Annotated in this window: 13 protein-coding genes, 1 other RNA gene and 1 other annotated feature; of the genes, 13 read left to right on the forward strand and 1 reads right to left on the reverse strand. The window is 36.4% G+C overall.

Annotation, left to right across the window (positions count from 1 at the left end; all coding sequences use genetic code 11):
* Positions 1–106: 106 nt before the first annotated feature.
* The 4 genes from recJ to dtd all read left to right on the forward strand — a co-directional run bounded on the left by recJ (position 107) and on the right by dtd (position 5781).
* Positions 107–2452 (forward strand): single-stranded-DNA-specific exonuclease RecJ, encoded by a 2346-nt coding sequence (gene recJ / locus MHH98_RS05745; RefSeq protein WP_076064914.1) that lies wholly within the window; start codon positions 107–109, stop codon positions 2450–2452.
* The gene (locus MHH98_RS05750) at positions 2452–2964 is read left to right on the forward strand and encodes an adenine phosphoribosyltransferase (protein ID WP_038187343.1); all 513 of its coding nucleotides are present in this window, start codon (positions 2452–2454) and stop codon (positions 2962–2964) included. The genes recJ and MHH98_RS05750 overlap by 1 nt, the downstream gene beginning before the upstream one ends.
* A 164-nt stretch (positions 2965–3128) precedes the next feature.
* The gene (locus tag MHH98_RS05755; RefSeq protein ID WP_340712283.1) at positions 3129–5324 is read left to right on the forward strand and encodes a RelA/SpoT family protein; all 2196 of its coding nucleotides are present in this window, start codon (positions 3129–3131) and stop codon (positions 5322–5324) included.
* Positions 5325–5340: 16 nt separating this feature from the next.
* Complete coding sequence (gene dtd, locus MHH98_RS05760; protein WP_038187338.1) at positions 5341–5781, forward strand: D-aminoacyl-tRNA deacylase; 441 nt, start codon at positions 5341–5343, stop codon at positions 5779–5781.
* A 229-nt stretch (positions 5782–6010) separates the two neighbouring features.
* Here the strand turns inward: dtd and MHH98_RS05765 are convergent, their stop codons facing one another.
* The gene (locus tag MHH98_RS05765) at positions 6011–7720 is read right to left on the reverse strand and encodes an SH3 domain-containing protein (protein ID WP_076034355.1); all 1710 of its coding nucleotides are present in this window, start codon (positions 7718–7720) and stop codon (positions 6011–6013) included.
* A gap of 118 nt (positions 7721–7838) precedes the next feature.
* Positions 7839–8074 (forward strand) — a binding site (T-box leader).
* Between the two features lie 107 nt (positions 8075–8181).
* On the opposite strand from MHH98_RS05765, the gene hisS reads away from it, so the two are divergent.
* The 9 genes from hisS (at position 8182) to ptsP (ending at position 17767) form a co-directional block, all read left to right on the forward strand.
* Complete coding sequence (gene hisS / locus MHH98_RS05770) at positions 8182–9456, forward strand: histidine--tRNA ligase (protein ID WP_076064912.1); 1275 nt, start codon at positions 8182–8184, stop codon at positions 9454–9456.
* Between the two features lie 15 nt (positions 9457–9471).
* On the forward strand, positions 9472–11250 hold the full coding sequence (aspS, locus tag MHH98_RS05775; protein ID WP_038187331.1) for an aspartate--tRNA ligase: 1779 nt from the start codon (positions 9472–9474) through the stop codon (positions 11248–11250).
* 44 nt (positions 11251–11294) lie between these two features.
* Positions 11295–11476: non-coding RNA, 6S RNA (ssrS, locus tag MHH98_RS05780), on the forward strand.
* 295 nt (positions 11477–11771) lie between these two features.
* Positions 11772–12491 (forward strand): glucosamine-6-phosphate deaminase, encoded by a 720-nt coding sequence (locus tag MHH98_RS05785; protein WP_281489739.1) that lies wholly within the window; start codon positions 11772–11774, stop codon positions 12489–12491.
* 618 nt (positions 12492–13109) lie between these two features.
* A complete protein-coding gene (gene nagA / locus MHH98_RS05790) occupies positions 13110–14270 on the forward strand; it encodes an N-acetylglucosamine-6-phosphate deacetylase (RefSeq protein WP_076064911.1) in 1161 nt (386 codons plus the stop codon).
* A gap of 45 nt (positions 14271–14315) precedes the next feature.
* Complete coding sequence (locus tag MHH98_RS05795) at positions 14316–15038, forward strand: GntR family transcriptional regulator (RefSeq protein WP_038187327.1); 723 nt, start codon at positions 14316–14318, stop codon at positions 15036–15038.
* A 4-nt stretch (positions 15039–15042) separates the two neighbouring features.
* A complete protein-coding gene (locus MHH98_RS05800; RefSeq protein ID WP_038187325.1) occupies positions 15043–15762 on the forward strand; it encodes a sugar isomerase domain-containing protein in 720 nt (239 codons plus the stop codon).
* A 23-nt stretch (positions 15763–15785) separates the two neighbouring features.
* Positions 15786–16055 (forward strand): phosphocarrier protein HPr, encoded by a 270-nt coding sequence (locus MHH98_RS05805; RefSeq protein WP_038187323.1) that lies wholly within the window; start codon positions 15786–15788, stop codon positions 16053–16055.
* Positions 16049–17767, forward strand: a complete 1719-nt coding sequence (ptsP, locus tag MHH98_RS05810) for a phosphoenolpyruvate--protein phosphotransferase (protein WP_038187320.1) — start codon at positions 16049–16051, stop codon at positions 17765–17767. Before MHH98_RS05805 ends, ptsP begins: the two co-directional genes overlap by 7 nt.
* Positions 17768–17912 lie beyond the last annotated feature (145 nt).

Genomic DNA, 17912 nt, shown 5'->3' on the forward strand with positions numbered 1-17912 from the left:
CATGTAGGCTTAATTATTTCATCGACTAACCTAACAGCTTCTTTGTCTAAAGGTTTTTTTCGTAAGTTAAATTAGGTATAATGAAACGCGTGAGGAAGTGACGTAAATGGTAATGACAACAAAAAGATGGCGAATCGAAAGACCAGATGAAATGCTTGTAAAAACATTTCAAAATGAACTAGGTATACCTGCAATTTCAGCCAAAATATTAGTGGCACGTGGTTTTGATACAGTCGAATCTGCACGTGCTTTTTTAAATATTGACCATCAATCTTTAAACGATCCATTCCTAATGCATGGGATGCAACTAGCGGTCGATCGAATTCATAAAGCAATCAATAACGATGAGAAAATACTTGTTTACGGCGATTACGACGCTGATGGCATAACGAGTACAGCTGTTATGATGACCGTTTTGAGAGACTTAGGTGCAAAAGTAGAGCACAAAATTCCTAATCGATTTACTGATGGGTATGGACCTAGTGAACGATTATTCCGCGAAGCTCATGAGCAAGGTTTTAAGTTAATTATCACAGTTGATAATGGTATTTCAGGTAATCATGAAGTACAAGTGGCAAAAGAGCTTGGTATGGATGTCATTGTGACAGATCACCATGAAATTGGAGAGGAATTGCCCTCAGCCGATGTCATCATTCACCCGAGACATCCAGAAGGGGAGTATCCTTTTGGCGAGCTTGCAGGTGTTGGTGTAGCATTTAAAGTGGCACATGCTTTGTACGGTGAATTTCCAAAACATCTGCTGGAATTTGTAGCCATTGGAACAATAGCTGATTTAGTGCCTTTATTAGATGAAAACCGTTATTTAGTAAAGCAAGGTATTCAAGCCTTGCAGAAATCACCAAGACCTTCGATAAAGGCATTATGTACAGTAGCGGGAACAAAGCAAAATGACATTACAGAAGAGACTATTGGTTTTGGGTTTGGACCAAGATTAAATGCATTAGGACGCCTTGGTGATGCCAATCCTGGTGTGGATTTCTTACTTGAAGAAGACGAGGCAAGTGCAGCGACAATGGCGAGCCTTTTAAATGATAAAAACAAAGAGCGCCAAGGAATTGTTTCAGATATTACTGAGCAAGCAGTTGCTATGGTTGAAAATATAGATGAAATCCGTAATTCACAAGTACTTGTTATAGCCGAAGAAGGCTGGAATCCAGGAGTAGTTGGAATTGTAGCTTCAAGACTTGTAGAAAAATATTATAAGCCGACAATAATATTGTGCATTGATATTGAAAAAGGGATAGCAAAAGGCTCAGCACGTAGTATAGAAGGCTTTAATATGTATCAAGAGCTTGCAAAAAACCGTGACATCTTACCAGCATTCGGTGGGCATCCAATGGCAGCCGGTATGACATTAGCAATGGAAGATGTAGATGAATTGCGAGAACGATTAGATATACAAGCTAGAGAGTGCTTGACAGAAGAAGACCTAATTCCAATTCTTCAAGTAGATATTCCTCTGAAAATAGATGAGATAGATACCGATTCAATTGCAGAAGTAAGAGAATTAGCCCCGTTTGGAATGAGTTTTCCAAAACCCATTTATGGTATTGAAAATGAACACATTCAATCGATGCGAAAAATAGGTGCCAATGAAGATCATTTGAAGATGGAAATTGGCCAACCCGATACTACCATCGATGCAGTTGGATTCCATAAAGGATACCTTGCTGATGAGCTAACATATGGTATAAATGTTTCTTTTGCAGGTGATTTACAAATTAATGAATGGAATGGAAGAAAGAAGCCACAGTTTATGATTTCAGATGTACGTACGGATGAATGGCAGCTATTCGACTTAAGAGGAATACGACAAGTTGCTAGATGGTTGCAAACGATACCTGTAGAGGAATCTACATTTATAGCGTTTAAGCCTGATACAATGCAGTACTATGAATCTTTAATTCCGAAAAAAATAATGCCATACAATGAAAAACTTTCACTAGAACAGGTTAGCCCGTATGTCGTCTTATTAGATATGCCGCAAGATGTTCAAATGTTAGAGGACCTTTTAACGAAAGTGAAACCGACTCGAATATATGCTCATTTTTATATTCCAGATTCGCATTATTTTGATGGTATGCCAACGCGTGAACAATTTGGTTGGTACTATACGTTTTTAAATAAACGACGTGAATTCCATCTGAGACAGCATTTGAATGATTTAGCAAAGCATAAAGGATGGAGTCGTGATATGTTAATTTTCATGACCCAGGTGTTTTTTGAACTTGGATTTGTTACAATAGAAAACGGACTTGCAAAAATTGTAGAAGGTGCTCCTAAAAAACAATTATCAAGTGCAAATGTTTATAAAACACGCGCACAACAAATGGATTTGGAACAGACTTTGTTGTATGCACCATATAAAGATTTAAGACAGTGGTTTGATGCGAGATTATCCGCTCAAACAGTTTCTGAGGAGGAACAGTAATGGATTTAAAACAATATGTAACTATCGTTGAAAACTGGCCGAAAGAGGGCATTTCTTTCAAAGATATTACGACAATTATGGATAATGGAAAAGCATATAAATATGCAACAGATCAAATCGTGGAGTATGCAAAAAAAGTAGGCGCTGAATTAATCGTTGGTCCCGAAGCACGTGGGTTCATTACTGGATGCCCTGTTGCTTATGCTTTAGAAATCGGTTTTGCACCTGTTCGCAAACCAGGTAAATTACCTCGTGAAGTAATTAGTGCTGATTACGGTTTGGAATATGGTAAAGACACATTAACAATGCACAAAGATGCTGTTAAACCTGGTCAAAAAGTATTGATCGTGGATGATTTACTTGCAACTGGTGGAACTGTAGAAGCAGCTATCCAACTTATTGAAGAATTAGGCGGAGAAGTAGTAGGTTGTGCATTTTTAATCGAATTAGAAGAGCTTAACGGCCGTGATAAGATTAAAGGGCATGATATATTTACATTAATGCAATACTAATAAATTGACCTCTTTGTTTTTAACAAAGAGGTTTTTTATCATATAAATGGAGTTATTATGATTGCCAACCGCTTTTGACGCAAATAGCCTTTACAACAAGGCTGTTTTTTTTATACAATAAAAGTTAAATCTAATCGGAAAAATTATGGAATAGGGTGGCTAACATGGCGAAGGATCAAGTGATGACAGTAGAAGACGTTTTTGCAACTCTTTCTTCTTATATGAATACCGAACATGTTGCTTTTGTACAAAAAGCATATGAGGTTGCGAGAGAAGCGCATAAAGAACAGTTTCGAAGCTCGGGGGAGCCTTATATTTTACATCCCATTCAAGTGGCAGGTATTTTAGCTGAACTTCAAATGGATCCAGAAACAGTATCAGCAGGCTTTCTACATGACGTTGTAGAAGATACGCCCGTAACACGTGAAGATCTTGTAGAAGCGTTCAGTGAAGATGTTGCTATGCTTGTGGATGGTGTTACAAAGCTAGGTAAGATTAAATATAAATCGAAAGCAGAACAGCAAGCTGAAAATCATCGCAAAATGTTTGTCGCAATGGCGCAAGATATCCGTGTAATTTTAATTAAATTAGCGGATCGCTTACATAATATGCGTACATTAAAGCATTTACCTGTTGAAAAGCAGCGACGTATTGCAAAAGAAACGCTTGAAATTTTCGCTCCATTAGCTCATCGCTTAGGGATATCAGCTATTAAATGGGAGTTAGAAGATACTGCACTTCGTTATTTAAACCCACAGCAATATTACCGTATCGTTAACTTGATGAAGAAAAAGCGTGTAGAACGTGAAGCTTATTTATCATCTGTTATGGGGGAAATCCATACACAGCTAGATGATATTGAAATTAAGGCTGATCTATCAGGACGACCAAAACATATATATAGCATTTACCGTAAAATGGTTATGCAAAATAAGCAATTTAGTGAAATTTATGATTTGCTTGCTGTCCGTGTGATCGTCGATAGTATAAAAGACTGTTATGCTGTTTTAGGTATAGTGCATACTCTTTGGAAGCCGATGCCTGGTCGGTTTAAAGACTATATCGCAATGCCAAAACAAAACTTATATCAATCGTTGCATACGACAGTAATTGGACCTTACGGTGACCCATTAGAGGTGCAAATTCGTACGATGGACATGCATAATATTGCAGAATACGGGGTTGCTGCACACTGGGCTTATAAAGAAGGTAAGAATATCGATATGAGTAATTCGAATATCGATAGCAAACTTACATGGTTCCGAGAAATTTTAGAGTTCCAAAACGAATCTTCTGATGCAGAAGAATTTATGGAATCATTAAAATTTGATTTATTTTCTGATATGGTCTATGTTTTTTCTCCAAAAGGTGACGTCATGGAATTACCTGCAGGATCTGTACCGATTGACTTTGCGTATCGCGTACACTCTGAAATAGGTAATAAAACTATCGGATCAAAAGTAAATGGAAAAATGGTGCCGCTTGATACACCTTTAAAAACTGGCGATATTATTGAAATCATGACATCAAAGCAATCATTTGGTCCAAGCCGTGATTGGCTGAAAATTGCACAATCTTCACAAGCTAAGCATAAAATCAAACAGTTCTTTAAAAAGCAATTGCGTGAAGATAATGTTGTAAAAGGTCGCGAATTAATTGAAAAGGAAATTAAAGAGCAAAATTTTGATCCTAAGGAAGTCTTAACTCCTGAAAACTTTAAACGCGTTTGTGAGAAGATGAATTTTGCCAGCGAAGACGATTTAGTTGCAGCAGTAGGCTTTAATGGTATGACGGCACAACAAGTTGTAAATCGTCTTGCGGAAAAAATTCGTAAACAGCGCGATCATGAAGAAGCGTTAGTTAAAATTAATAGAGAAATGAATTCACCTGAAAAGAGAAAATCTACGGAGTCAGGCGTCGTTGTAAAAGGGTTAGAGAATCTACTAATTCGTCTTTCACGTTGCTGTAGCCCAGTGCCAGGTGATGATATTGTTGGTTTTATCACAAAAGGTCGAGGTGTTTCTGTTCACCGTGCAGATTGTCCAAATGTGCAATCGAACGAAGAACAAGAGCGCTTAATCGATGTTGAATGGGACTCTGCTTTTGCTGATGAGAAGAAAGAGTATTCTGTTGATATCGAAGTATCAGGCTATGATCGTCCAGGCTTATTGAATGAAGTGATGCAAGTTGTGAATGAAGCTAAAACGAATATAAGCGCTGTGAGTGGTAGAGCTGATAGAGATAAACTAGCAACTATTAACTTAACAATTCGTATTCGTGATATTGCTCATTTATATAAAGTTGTAGATCGTATTAAACAAATTCCTGATATTTATTCTGTACAACGTGTGACAAACTAAGATAGGAGTTTTCATTTTGAAGGTAATACTGCAACGTAGTAAAAAAGCAACTGTCACTGTAGATGGACAAGTTACAGGTGCCATTGAGCAAGGATATGTATTGTTGGTTGGACTTACACATGGTGATACAAAAGCCGATGCTGACTATATCGCAAATAAAATTGCGAAAATGCGTCTATGGGAAGATACTGATGGCAAAATGAATCATTCAATTTTAGATCACGGTGGAGCTATTTTATCTGTATCGCAATTTACTTTGTATGCCGATATACGCAAAGGAAATCGTCCTAGCTTTATTGAAGCTGCACGACCTGAGGAAGCAGAGCCTTTGTGGGAGTATTTCAATGAAACACTTCGTAACTTAGGTTTACATGTTGAAACAGGGGTTTTTGGTGCTATGATGGATGTCCAATTAACAAACGATGGACCAGTTACGATAATCATTGAATCAAAATAATAATGGTCATAATATAAGAAATTATTCACTTAGAATATGGGGATGAAAGAATACACATCACATATTTTACTATTGTGAAAGTAATAAAACCTCGGATTCTCTCATACAATTTTGTATGGAAGCATCCGAGGTTTTTTTCAATTGAATGGATTAGTTAGATTTTGATTCAAAAAACAGCCTTACTCTAGTTTTCTTGCAAAAAACTAATAAGGCTGTTAATGGTTAATAGTTATTGCATTTGGAAGTAATTGTGGATACCTTGTGCAATGCTCCTGCTGACATTATTTTGGTGAGTAGCATTGATAAGTTTACTACGATCCTCAACATTTGAAATAAAGCCGACTTCTAAAAGAATAGAAGGAACAGTCGCCATTCTATTTACATAAAAGACATTCGTTTTAACGCCCCTATTGGTACTACCCATTGTAGGTTGATAAGCGTTATGAACAGCACTTGCTAATTGTCTGCTTCTTGTTGGATATGGATTACCTGAAGCAGCGTAATATGTTTCAGTTCCTTTTGCAGTAGAAGTTGCAGAGTTCATATGGATACTAACAAAAATATCTGCTTTTTTCGTTTTCGCAACATTTACTCGACATTGTAAATCTACTGTTTTATTAGTAGATGAAGAGCAAGCGGAATATTGACCACGTGTTGTATATACGGTATAGCCCATACTCTCAAGATGGCTCTTTGTCTTTAAAGTAAAAGCGTATGTGAGTGCGGCTTCATTGTAGCCTCCGCCACCTGAACCAGGGTCTGAACCGCCGTGCCCAGCATCTAATACAATCGTTTTATTTGATTCAGCAGGAGGATTAGTAGCTGGATTTGTTAATGTTATATAACTATTAGACGTATTATTTGAAACCCAACCTGTTTTTCCAGTAGCATACATTACTTCAACCCATTCATTTGATGGATAAGTTGCATATTGCAGCACCGTATAGTAATCTCCAGCAGAGGCTTCAGACAATATATTTCCTTTTGTATTTGGTTTTGAACGGATATTCAAGTAACCAGATTGTATAACGATATATTCTGTTTTTGAAGGTTTAGTATAAACGACATTATCTTCAGGCGTATCAGTTGGTTCCTCAGGTGTTGGATTTTCGGGCTCTGAAGGGTCCGGTGTCGGTTCAACTTCTGTATCTTCATCTTCTTCATCTGGTTTGTTTGGGTTTGATGTTTGTGAAGTATGTTTTTTTGAACTAATTTTCCCATATACTGACTTGGCAGAAACCCAACCTTTTTTAGTAGTCGTATATTGAATTTGTACCCATGTACCAGATTCCTTTAAAATTTTAAATTCATTACCTTTTTTTACTGTGCCAATAATAGCAGTGCTAGTTGATGAAGAGGCTTTTTCTCGTACATTTAAACTAGCAATTGTAATGTAGTAATATTTCCCAACATTACTAGCTGTATTGGAAGAAGTAGTTGATTTAAACGTTACATAACTTTTAGAAACCCAGCCTGTATATTTGGTTGTTTTAATCTTCACCCAACCACTTTTTTCATCTAAAACTGTGCCTTTTGTGCCTTTTGCTAATTTCCCAAGACTTTTATAGCTAACTGCAGCACCGGAGCGAATATTAAGATTACTAACATTTGTCGTTACTGTTTTCGAAGTAGCAGCAGTATTAACGTTTGTAGTTACTTTAGATAAGTATTGTGAAGAAACCCAACCTGTCTTCCCGCTGTATTTTACTTTAATCCAAGAGCCTTTAGATGAGATTTTTGTTAATTTTGTGCTCTTTGGAATTAACGTAATTTTTTTTGTACTTGTACTAGGACCTTCACGTAAAGTAAGTTGACTAGCCGTTACTTTATATGATATTGAAGAAGATGCCTCCGTATGTATAGGTTGGTAAAAATATGAGCATATAAGCGTGGTGCAAAGCAAAAAAATACTAAACATTTTAACTAATTTTGTTTTCATGCTAATCCTCCTTTTTATCTATTGTAAAAGGAAATGACATGAAAAATCTATAGTTTTTCAAAATAGTTGACATATTTGTTTGTAGTGGGTAAGATATTTAGTAATCTGAATTTATTTATGATCACCTATGACCGAGCAAGTAACTATATTTTTAAGGCTGATAAGAGAGGAAAAGACGAGGCTGAAATCTTTTCTACAGTACAGTATAGTGAATAACACTCGAGAGGTTTTTCTTCGAAAGGCATTGGCTTATTAGGAGAAAACGGAATCGGCCGTTATCCGAATGAGAGGATTTAGTTATACTAGATCAACTAGGGTGGAACCGCGGAAGCTTATACAGCTCTCGTCCCTTGCATTTATTGCAAGGGGCGAGAGCTTTTTTAGTTTCATCATAGAAAATCGTGAGATAAAGGACAGCGTTTGTCCACAGTTAATCTGAATTTTTGAAAGGAGTAAATGTGATGAATTATAAAGTACCTAGAGGCACTCAAGATATATTACCTGGACAGTCTGAAAAATGGCAAAAGGTTGAGGAAATCATTCGTCAGCTTTGCCAAGTATATAGATATCAAGAAATTCGCACTCCAATTTTCGAGCAGACGGAATTATTCCAACGTAGTGTTGGTGATACGACTGATATCGTGCAAAAAGAAATGTACACATTCAAAGATAGAGGAGATCGTTCTTTAACACTTCGTCCAGAAGGTACAGCGGCTGTTGTACGTTCTTACGTTGAACACAAAATGTTCGGTCAACCTGATCAACCAGTAAAATTATCTTACATTGGTCCTATGTTCCGCTATGAACGCCAACAAGCTGGGCGTTACCGCCAATTTGTCCAATTCGGAGTAGAAGCAATTGGTAGTAAAGATCCTGCGATTGATGCAGAAGTAATTGCACTTGCAATGGATGTGTATGAAACAGCTGGATTGAAAAACTTAAAATTAGTGATTAACTCTTTAGGTGATGCAGATGTTCGTGCAGCTCACCGTGATGCATTAATAAAACATTTCGAACCACATATCGATGATTTCTGTTCAGATTGTCAAAATCGTCTAGAAAAAAATCCATTACGTATTTTAGATTGTAAAGTAGATCGCGAAAATCCTTTAATGGCTACTGCGCCAGCACTAACAGATTACTTAAATGAGGAATCTGCAGCATATTTTGAAGCAGTTAAAAAATACTTAGATGTGTTAGGCATTACCTATGAAGTAGATCCAAACTTAGTACGTGGTTTGGATTATTATAACCACACGACTTTTGAAATTATGAGTACAGCAACGGACCTAGGTGCAATTACTACTTTATGTGGTGGTGGTCGCTATAACGGTTTAGTTGAACAAATCGGTGGTCCAGAATCACCTGGTATTGGATTTGCAATGAGTATCGAACGTCTATTACTTGCGCTTGAAGCAGAAGGACGTTCACTTGATACAGACAATGCACTTGATATGTATATTGTTGCAATGGACGATCAAGCGAAGTTGAAAGCAGTAGAATTAGCAAGTTCATTTAGAGCAAAAGGTATTTCAACTGAGCTTGATTATGCGAGTCGTAAAGTGAAAGCGCAGATGAAATCAGCAGATCGTTTAGGTGCTAAGTGGGTCATCGTACTGGGTGAGTCAGAATTAGAAGAACAAGCTGCTAATGTGAAAAACATGGAATTGGGTAGCCAAGAAAAAGTACCATTCCATGACTTAGTGAACTATTTAACAAAACATAAGGTACAATAATTGGAGGAAATAATCATGGCAAAAAGAACGCATGAATGTGGTATTTTACGTGGCGCTCATGAAGGCGAACGCGTTGTATTAAAAGGATGGGTACAACGTCGTCGCGATTTCGGCGGACTAATTTTCGTTGACCTACGTGATCGTACAGGACTTGTACAAATCGTTTTCAACCCAGAAAATTCTCAAGAAGCACTAGATATTGCGGATTCTCTTCGTAGCGAATTCGTTGTAGAAGTAGAAGGTGCTGTAGCATTACGTGATCCGGAAATGATCAATCCAAACATGGAAACTGGTATGGTTGAAGTTTTAATTGATCAAATAACAATCATTAACAAAGCTAAAACACCACCGTTTGCAATTGAGGATCGCACTGAAGTAAACGAAGATCTTCGTTTAAAATACCGCTACTTAGACTTACGTCGTCCAGTAATGTTCGATACATTCAAACTTCGCTCTGACGTGACAAAAGTAATTCGTAATTTTTTACAAGATGAAGGCTTCCTAGAAGTTGAAACACCAATCTTAACAAAGTCAACTCCAGAAGGCGCACGTGACTATTTAGTTCCTTCACGTGTACATGAAGGTGAATTTTACGCTTTACCACAATCACCACAATTATTTAAACAATTATTAATGGTTGGTGGATTTGAGCGCTACTTCCAAATCGCACGCTGCTTCCGTGATGAAGATTTACGTGCTGATCGTCAACCTGAATTCACTCAAATTGATATGGAAATGAGTTTCATGTCACAAGATGAAATCATCGAATTAAACGAAAAATTAATTCAAAAAGTTATGAAAGAAGTTAAAGGAATTGATATTCCAGCTCCATTCCAACGTATGACTTATAAAGATGCAATGTCTCGTTACGGTTCTGATAAGCCTGATGTTCGCTTTGACTTAGAACTTATTGAATTAAGCGATGTTGTTGCAGGTTGTAACTTTAAAGTATTTGCAAGTACTGTTGAAAACGGAGGCCAAGTAAAAGGTCTTAATATCAAAGGTGCAAACGACAAATACTCTCGTAAAGATCTTGATGAACTAACAAAATTTGTTGGTCGTTACGGTGCGAAAGGTCTTGCGTGGATTAAAGTAACTGAAGAAGGATTAACTGGTCCAATCGGTAAGTTCTTTGATGATGAATTTGGTGAAAAACTTGTTGAACGTATGCAAGCTGAACCAGGTGATACATTAGTATTCGTAGCTGATAAAAAATCAGTTGTTGCTGATTCACTAGGTGCTTTACGTAAAAAACTTGGAAAAGACCTTGGATTAATTGATGAATCTCGTTTTGCATTCCTATGGATTACAGAGTGGCCATTACTTGAATACAGCGAAGATGATGACCGTTACTATGCAGCACATCACCCATTCACTCGTCCATTTGATGAAGATCTTGAAAAAATGGTTACTGAACCGGGTGCAGTTAAAGCACAAGCGTATGACATCGTATTAAATGGCTACGAACTTGGTGGCGGATCATTACGTATTCACGAAAAAGATTTACAAGAAAAAATGTTCAAAACACTTGGTTTCACTGATGAAGAAGCAAAAGAACAATTTGGTTTCTTAATGAATGCGTTTGAGTATGGAACTCCTCCACACGGTGGTTTAGCATTCGGTCTCGACCGTTTCATTATGTTACTGGCTGGTCGTGACAACTTACGTGATACAATTGCATTCCCTAAAACTGCAAGTGCAAGTTGTGTTTTAACAAATGCGCCAAGTACAGTATCATTAGCGCAATTAGATGAGTTAAATATCCGCACAAAAACATTGGCTGACGAGAAGTAAATCTTTTGAATTGTCAGAATTAATATGGTAATATGTATTTAAAGCGAATCCTGATGTGTTCGTTATAAGCTTATCAGTTTTGACCGAACATTTTATCGTTGGGAGTTCACATTTTGAAATGGCGAACATGCCTGTCATGGGACGTTTAAAATTTCGAAGAGAACACCCACCTGCTTATTGCGGGTTCAAAACGATTAGATTTTTAGACGGCACAATCGGGATTCGTTAACTATTAAATCACCCCCCTCTCAAAGAAAATTGAGAGGGGTTTTATTTTACTTTCAAACATTAATTTTAGATTTAAATACTATAAAATTGATTTTATTGTAAAATTTATATAATTATATTAATTCGTTTGAATTATTTTTTCGACTAAGGATATTAAAGTGTGAAATCGATCATTTTTTCATTACTATTGGTATAATATTGGGAAAATAAACATTTTTTTATTTTTTTGTTGGCTTCCATAGAAATAATGGTTTAAAGTGTAAGTAAATAAATTGAAATGAGAAGGTGTATTAATGGAGATGAGTAATCACATAAAAACAGCATTAAAGGTTGAAACGATTATTGATTTAGATACATTATATGATCGAGCATTTAACGTTCTAAAAGAGGCGGTACATAACGGTTCCAAAAACTTTGGTTTGGCTACAGGTGGAACTATGCTTCCTCTTTATGAGCGGATTCGTAATAGTGAACTTGATTTTACTCAGTGTGAAAGTGTTAACTTAGACGAGTATGTCGGACTTCCGAAAGCGCATCCTGAAAGTTATATATCGTTTATGAAACAACAGCTCTTCAATGAAAAGCCATTTAAAAAATCTAATTTACCTAATGGAGAGGCACAAGATCCACATGAAGAAGCTGCTCGTTATGAAGCGCTTTTACAAAAAATGAAGTTAGATTTCCAATTACTTGGAATTGGAGAAAATGGGCATATAGGTTTTAATGAACCTGGCACAGCGTTTGATAGTGAAACACATGTTGTTGAACTTGAAGAATCGACTAGAATAGCAAATGCAAGATTTTTTAATTCTCTAGATGAAGTACCTACTAAGGCAATTACAATGGGTATTTCTTCAATCATGCGTGCAGAACAAATTTTATTAATTGCGGTTGGCGAGAAGAAACGTACTGCTTTAGAAGCATTGTTAAAAGGTGAAGTGACTGAAGAAATACCAGTAACAATCTTGAAAAAACATCCGAATGTTACTGTGTTAACTGATTTAGTAATCTAAATAGAATGTTTAAATGAAGCTTTCAAGTGAATGGGCGTTGTTTCCTATGGGCTCTTGAAAGTTTTTTGTAAAACGAAGATGAAAAAAGTGTAGGTAAGAGTAGTAATTGTTCCTGAAAGAGAATATATTTTAAATATAAGAGAATCATTTTTGATGAAATGCTGTATGATTCAACTTATTATTTAAGAGTTTGAATTAAGAAAAGAAGCTATTAAACAACTTGTTATACCTTTAAAAGATTTACTATTCTATTTATTCAATAAATTAAAGGAATTAAGAACTTTTGCTTTTCATTTATATGGAAACGTTTTATAATTGGTATAGACAACTATACCATATAGTAATTTGGGAGATATATAGGGAAGGTTTTAAATTAGAGTTCCTGCATAAAAATGGATAAGTCTTCGAAGTTCTCAATTCAATATATTCTTTTGTAATGATCGGTTTCCGCTATAGGAAGCTCTTTCAGATCGAGATGGTTATTATCAAAGAACAAAAAATGTATAAAATAAGCATTGAAATACTTCGATTAATTAATAGCTAGCTGAGGTAAGGTAGGATACTGAAAATCAGAAAGAAGGGATGATTTTTTCTGGTTTTAATTGGGAGATATTGTACATGAGTGAAACAATTCTAATTTCAAATGTAACGATCGTTAACTATGACCAAGATGCATTTGTAGGTGATATTTACCTGGAAGAAGGTAAAATTACGAAAGTAGGTAAGGGATTAAGTATTCAAGCACAGCATACTATTGATGGGACCTCTAAAGGATGGATTGTTTTCCCCGGATATATTGATATGCATATACACGGATCAGCTGGTTTTGACGCCATGGACGCAACAGAAGAAGCATTGCGAGGCATAGCTCGTTCGTTACCTAAAGAGGGGACGACAAGTTTTCTTGCAACGACTATGACGCAGTCAGTAGATGCGATTGAAGCAACTTTAAAAAATGCTGCAACTTTTAAAGGGACTTTAAATGAGGCGGAAATGTTAGGGATACATGTTGAAGGTCCATATATATCAAAGGAAAGAGCCGGGGCACAACCGATACAATATATTATTGAACCGTCTATTCAGCAGTTTCATCACTGGCAAGAACTTAGTGAAGGTCGCATAAAACAAATTACAGTAGCTCCCGAAGTAAATAATGGTTTTGAATTTATCGAGAAAATTAGTAAAGAAAGAATCGTTGTATCATTAGGTCATTCAGATGCTATATCTGATGAAATAGAGCATGCCGTTGGAATCGGCGCAAAACAAGCAACTCACTTATATAACCAAATGCGTCCTTTTCATCATCGAGAACCAGGTGTTGTTGGAGATGTATTACTAGAAGATGATTTGAAGGTAGAAATTATAGCAGATTTCATCCATAGTCACCCTAAATCTGTTATATTCGCTTATCGATTAAAGGGAGCATCTCGAGTTATTTTGATAACTGATGCCATGAGGGCGAAAGGTCTGGATTATGGTGTTTATGATTTAGGCGGCCAAGCGGTACATGTAACTGAAACGGGTGCACATTTATCCGATGGTACGTTAGCTGGAAGTGTACTAACAATGGAACAAGCTGTAAAAAATATACATGCTGTCACGAAATGTACATTGCAGGAATTAGTAGCTATGTCTTCCAACAATGCTGCTAATCAGCTTGAATTACCATCCAAAGGGTATATCGGTAAAGGGATGGATGCAGATCTAGTTATTTTAGATGAAGATTTAAATGTACAAAAGACTATCTGTCGCGGTAAAGTTGTATATGAAAAAAAATAACAAGCTGTAGTTTTGGTAGGGGCTACATGAAAGGTGGGGAAATGCTTGTTAGATAAAAATTCACCAGTTCCAATGTATATACAAATTGAAGAATTTTTAAAAGGTAAAATTTTCGAAGAGGAATATAAGATAGGTGAGAATATTCCTTCTGAAAGAGAGTTTTCTGAACAGTTAGGTGTAAGCCGTATGACCGTAAGGCATGCCATCACAAATTTAGTAAATAGTGGCTTGCTTTATAGAGAAAAAGGACGCGGTACATACGTAGCGAATCCAAAATTAGAGCAACCATTAAGCGGATTGACAAGTTTTACAGAAGATATGCGTTCAAGAGGCTATGAGCCAAGTAATAAACTTATTCGCTTTGAGAAAATTATACCTCCAATTGATATTGCAAAGGCATTGCAAATGAAAACGGGAGATGAAGTATTTTCAGTTGTCCGAATTCGTAACGCAGATCAGCTACCAATGGCTATTGAACGAACGTATATACCAGTAGAAATCATTCCTGACTTAGATAAAAGTATGGTTTTGGGTTCGTTATACTCTCTAATAGAAGAAAGACATCATCAAAAGATTGGTCATGCTTCGCAGTTAATGGAAGCGGCACTAGTAACAAAAGAAGATAGTAAGCTATTGAATATTGAGCAACCATCAGCTGTATTAATTATTGAACGAAAAAGTTATTTAAGTACTGGAATACCGTTTGAATTAGTGCGTAGTACATATCGTGCAGATCGCTATAAATTTATTAGTGAAATACAGAGGTGATAACATGCATCAATATTTTCAAGAGGTTCAACAATTATTAAATGTAATAGTAGAAGAAGAACAATCAAATATGACAAAAGCAGCCGAATTGATAGCTGAGCGTATCCAAAACGGAGGTATATTACAACTATTCGGTTGTGGTCATTCCCATATTCTAGCACAAGAAGCTTTTTATCGTGCTGGTGGATTAGTACCAGTACGTCCCATATTCATTGAGCCATTGATGTTACATAAAGGTGCACTGACCTCTTCTGCAAATGAGAAGGATCCAAATTTCGTTTCGCAACATCGTCATCAATTTGAATTCAATCCACATGATGTATTAATAATTGTTTCCACATCAGGAAGAAATGTTGTACCTATTGATGTTGCATTACTAGCAAAAGAAGCTGGGGTGCGTGTTATTTCATTACAGTCACTTCATTATAAAGAGCAAGTTTCAAAACATAGTACAGGAAAACGCCTAGAAGAAATGGCAGACTTCGTATTAGATACGCATATCCCAATAGGTGATGGGTTATTGTGGAAAAATAGCGTGCAGTATGGTCCCGCATCTACGACTATCGGTTCTGCTATCTTGAATACTACACTATCTCAAGTGATTGAAATTTTAGCTAGTGAAGGAGTCGAGCCGCCAGTATTTGAAAGTGCAAATCTAGACGGTAGTAAAGAAAAAAATGATTGTATGATAGCGAAGTATAGTAGAAGAATAAACTTCGAATAAATATTAGTATGGGGGAGATTAATATGGAAAAAACTTATAAAATTACTAGTTCAGTAGGATTACATGCACGTCCATCAACGGTATTGGTTGCAGGTGTAACACCTTTCGCATCAGATATACAGCTTGAGTACAAAGGAAAAACAGTCAATTTAAAATCTATTTTGGGTGTTATGTCATTAGGTGTTCCAACCGGTGAAGTTGTTACTATTAAAGCAGAAGGTTCAGATGCAGAAGCAGCAATCGCAAAAGTTTCAGAATTAATGATTTCAGAAGGCCTAGGACAAGAATGTTAGAGATTAAAGGTATTGCTGTCTCAAACGGAATTGCTATTGCGAATGCGTACTGCTTAGTAGAACCGGATCTAACCTTTGACAAATTGACTATTACTGATATAGAAGCGGAAAAATTACGCTTTAAAGAAATTGTTTCTAAAACGAAAATTGAACTTGAAGCAATTCGTGAAGCAGCGGAAAAAAAATTTGGGCACGATAAAGCAGAAATTTTCTCTGCGCATTTATTAGTCCTGCAAGACCCTGAGATGTTAAATGCAATTGATGTTCAGCTAAGTGAAGGTGTAAATGCTGAATTTGCTTTGCAAGAAACAACAACTATGTTTATCGAGTTATTTGAATCTATGGACAATGAATACATGCAAGAACGTGCAGCTGATATTCGTGATGTAGCAAAGCGATTATTAGCGAACTTATTGGGCATTGAATTACCTGATTATAGTCGTTTATCAAAGGATGTTATTATTGTTGCTGATGATTTGACACCATCGATGACTGCACAGCTTGATAAAACGCATGTGAAAGGCTTTGTGACAAATATCGGGGGACGTACATCTCACTCGGCTATTTTAGCAAGAACTATGGAAATACCCGCTGTTGTAGGGACAAAAATAGCAACTACAGATATACCCCACGGAGCTAAGATCATATTAGATGGTACAAAGGGAACAGTTTTATTAGATGCTAATGAAGAAATAATTGCTGAGTATTTATTAGCTCAAGAAGAGCAAGCAGCAGAGAGTGCAATGTTCCAGCAATTTGTAACAGCGGAAAGTATAAGTGCTGATGGATTTCATGTAGAATTAGCGGGCAATATTGGTAAGCCAGAGGATGTAGACAATATTTTAGCTAACGGCGGTGACGGCATTGGCTTATTCCGTACAGAGTTTTTATATATGGATCGTCAAGAATTGCCGTCAGAAGAAGAGCAATATATTGCTTATAAAACAGTACTTGAAAAAATGGGCCAAAAACCAACTGTTGTTAGAACGTTGGATATAGGTGGAGATAAAGAATTACCGTATTTGAAATTGGAGCCAGAAATGAATCCCTTCTTAGGGCATAGAGCTATAAGACTTTGTTTGGAACAACAAGATATTTTCCGTACACAGTTACGTGCACTTCTCCGTGCAAGTGTCTACGGTAATTTGAAGATTATGTTCCCTATGATTGCAACACTTGATGAATTCCGTAAAGCAAAAGCTTTATTGGAAGAAGAAAAAGAGAAGTTGTTAAGAGAAGGAATTGAAGTTTCAAGAGAAATTGAGATTGGCATGATGGTAGAAATCCCTTCAGCTGCGCTTATTGCAGATTTATTTGCTAAAGAGGCAGATTTCCTTTCTATTGGTACAAATGATTTAATCCAATACACTTTAGCAGCAGATCGTATGAATGAAAAAGTTGCCTATTTATACCAACCATTCCATCCTGCCATTTTACGTCTTGTGAAAATGGTCATTGATGCTGGCCATGCGAATGGTAAATGGGTAGGTATGTGTGGAGAAATGGCCGGAGATGAAATAGCTATACCTATTTTACTCGCTTTAGGTTTAGATGAATTTTCAATGAGTGCCTCTTCTATTTTGCGCGCACGTGCGCAAATTTCAGACCTTTCAAAATTAGAATTAACGCAACATTTAGATAAGATACTATCACTTTCAACTTCCTTGGAAGTAGAACAATATATGACAAAACTATTAAACACGAACAATTAATCTGGCTATTACAAGAAAGCAATTTCTTAGTCGCCAATAGAATGTCGGCAACCCCTGAAGATTGGAATTGTCGGCATTTTTTATACAAAAAATGTAAAATAAATAATATTTATTCTTAAAATTAAAAGATTTAACATAGTTGTGC

It is taken from the genome of Viridibacillus sp. FSL H8-0110 (assembly GCF_038003565.1).
GTDB classification, from domain to species: Bacteria; Bacillota; Bacilli; order Bacillales_A; family Planococcaceae; genus Viridibacillus; species Viridibacillus arenosi.

What these genes read in the sequence shown, in the direction of transcription:
- MHH98_RS05765 (WP_076034355.1), bottom strand. Translation starts at nt 7,720, where the DNA reads ATGAAAACAAAATTAGTTAAAATGTTTAGTATTTTTTTGCTTTGCACC.
- aspS (WP_038187331.1), top strand. Translation starts at nt 9,472, where the DNA reads ATGGCAAAAAGAACGCATGAATGTGGTATTTTACGTGGCGCTCATGAA.
- MHH98_RS05805 (WP_038187323.1), top strand. Translation starts at nt 15,786, where the DNA reads ATGGAAAAAACTTATAAAATTACTAGTTCAGTAGGATTACATGCACGT.
- MHH98_RS05785 (WP_281489739.1), top strand. Translation starts at nt 11,772, where the DNA reads ATGGAGATGAGTAATCACATAAAAACAGCATTAAAGGTTGAAACGATT.
- MHH98_RS05800 (WP_038187325.1), top strand. Translation starts at nt 15,043, where the DNA reads ATGCATCAATATTTTCAAGAGGTTCAACAATTATTAAATGTAATAGTA.
- MHH98_RS05755 (WP_340712283.1), top strand. Translation starts at nt 3,129, where the DNA reads ATGGCGAAGGATCAAGTGATGACAGTAGAAGACGTTTTTGCAACTCTT.
- ptsP (WP_038187320.1), top strand. Translation starts at nt 16,049, where the DNA reads ATGTTAGAGATTAAAGGTATTGCTGTCTCAAACGGAATTGCTATTGCG.
- MHH98_RS05750 (WP_038187343.1), top strand. Translation starts at nt 2,452, where the DNA reads ATGGATTTAAAACAATATGTAACTATCGTTGAAAACTGGCCGAAAGAG.
- recJ (WP_076064914.1), top strand. Translation starts at nt 107, where the DNA reads ATGGTAATGACAACAAAAAGATGGCGAATCGAAAGACCAGATGAAATG.
- hisS (WP_076064912.1), top strand. Translation starts at nt 8,182, where the DNA reads ATGAATTATAAAGTACCTAGAGGCACTCAAGATATATTACCTGGACAG.
- nagA (WP_076064911.1), top strand. Translation starts at nt 13,110, where the DNA reads ATGAGTGAAACAATTCTAATTTCAAATGTAACGATCGTTAACTATGAC.